General features: G+C 62.8%; 2 protein-coding genes. Both read left to right on the forward strand.

All coding sequences use genetic code 11. The annotated features are described in order from the left end of the window. Positions 1–1,146: FAD-binding protein (locus tag U5A58_RS40315; RefSeq protein WP_321918065.1), on the forward strand; the 1,146-nt coding region annotated here is incomplete at its 5' end. Between the two features lie 28 nt (positions 1,147–1,174). Continuing rightward, on the forward strand, positions 1,175–1,876 hold the full coding sequence (locus U5A58_RS40320) for a succinate dehydrogenase iron-sulfur subunit (protein WP_321933886.1): 702 nt from the start codon (positions 1,175–1,177) through the stop codon (positions 1,874–1,876). Positions 1,877–1,908: the final 32 nt, after the last annotated feature.

Genomic DNA, 1,908 nt, shown 5'->3' on the forward strand with positions numbered 1-1,908 from the left:
GGCCGGATCTTCGCGGCATCGACCAACGCGTTCATCAACACCGGTGACGGCCTTGGCATGGCGGCCCGTTCGGGCATCGCGCTGCAGGACATGGAGTTCTGGCAGTTCCACCCGACCGGCGTGGCCGGCGCGGGCGTGCTGATCACGGAAGGCGTGCGCGGTGAAGGCGGCATTCTGCGTAACTCGAACGGCGAGCGCTTCATGGAGCGTTACGCGCCGACCCTGAAGGACCTGGCGCCGCGCGACTTCGTTTCGCGCTCGATGGACCAGGAAATCAAGGAAGGCCGTGGCGTGGGTCCGCACAAGGACCACGTGCTGCTCGACCTCTCGCACATCGGCGCCGAGACGATCATGAAGCGTCTGCCGTCGATCCGCGAAATCGCGCTCAAGTTCGCGAACGTGGACTGTATCAAGGAGCCGATCCCGGTCGTGCCGACCATCCACTACCAGATGGGCGGCATCCCGACGAACATCAACGGCCAGGTCGTTGGCACGCCGAAGGGTCACGAAGAAGTCGTCAACGGCTTCTACGCCGTGGGCGAATGCTCGTGCGTCTCGGTGCACGGCGCGAACCGCCTCGGCACGAACTCGCTGCTCGACCTCGTGGTGTTCGGCCGTGCGGCTGGCAACCACATCGTCAAGCACGTCAAGGAGCTCAAGGAGCACAAGCCGCTGCCGGCCGACGCCGCCGACTTCGCGCTCTCGCGCCTCGCCGAGCTCGACAAGTCGACCTCGGGCGAGTACGCGCAAAGCGTCGCGAACGACATCCGCGGTTCGATGCAGAAGCACGCGGGCGTGTTCCGCACGTCGAAGCTGCTCGCAGACGGTGTGAAGGACATCGCGCAGATCGCTGAGCGCGCGAAGCACATCCACCTGAAGGACAAGTCGAAGGTGTTCAACACGGCGCGCGTGGAAGCGCTCGAAGTGGCGAACCTGGTCGAAGTTGCGCGCGCAACGATGGTTTCGGCTGAAGCCCGTAAGGAAAGCCGTGGCGCGCACGCACAGAGCGACTTCGAACACCGTGACGACGAAAACTGGCTGCGCCATACGCTCTGGTTCAGCGAAGGTGACCGACTCGATTACAAGCCGGTCCACATGCAACCGCTGACCGTCGAGTCCGTGCCGCCGAAGGCGCGTACGTTCTAAGGCACACGCCAGTCAAAAGGAATTGGAAATGGCCAAACGCATTTTTGAAGTCTATCGCTACGACCCGGACAAGGACGCAGCGCCGCGCATGCAAACGTACGAGCTGGAAATCACGCACGAGCGCATGCTGCTCGACGCGCTGGTCAAGCTCAAGGAACTGGACGAAACGCTGTCGTTCCGCCGCTCGTGCCGCGAAGGCGTGTGCGGTTCGGACGCGATGAACATCAACGGCAAGAACGGTCTGGCGTGCCTGACGAACCTGAACGAGCTGCCGCAGAAGATCGTGCTGCGTCCGCTGCCGGGCCTGCCCGTCGTGCGCGACCTGATTTGCGACTTCACGCAGTTCTTCAACCAGTACCACTCGATCAAGCCGTACCTGATCAACGACACGCCGCCGCCCGAGAAGGAGCGTCTGCAGTCGCCTGAGCAGCGTGACGAACTCGATGGCCTGTACGAGTGTATTCTGTGCGCAAGCTGCTCGACGTCGTGCCCGAGCTTCTGGTGGAACCCGGACAAGTTCGTCGGCCCGGCAGGTCTCCTGCAGGCTTACCGCTTCATCGCGGACAGCCGCGACGAAGCAACCGGTGAGCGCCTCGACAACCTCGAGGACCCGTACCGTCTGTTCCGTTGCCACACGATCATGAACTGCGTCGACGTTTGCCCGAAGGGCCTGAACCCGACGAAGGCGATCGGCAAGATCAAGGAACTGATGTTCCGCCGCGCGGTTTGATGTTGCTGTTCTGAAATGGAATCGCATCAGTC

The sequence above is a fragment of the Paraburkholderia sp. J7 genome (assembly GCF_905220155.1).
Classification (GTDB): Bacteria; Pseudomonadota; Gammaproteobacteria; order Burkholderiales; family Burkholderiaceae; genus Paraburkholderia.

Excerpts from the sequence above, each read along its gene's own strand:
- U5A58_RS40320 (WP_321933886.1), top strand. The coding sequence starts at position 1,175 with ATGGCCAAACGCATTTTTGAAGTCTATCGCTACGACCCGGACAAGGAC.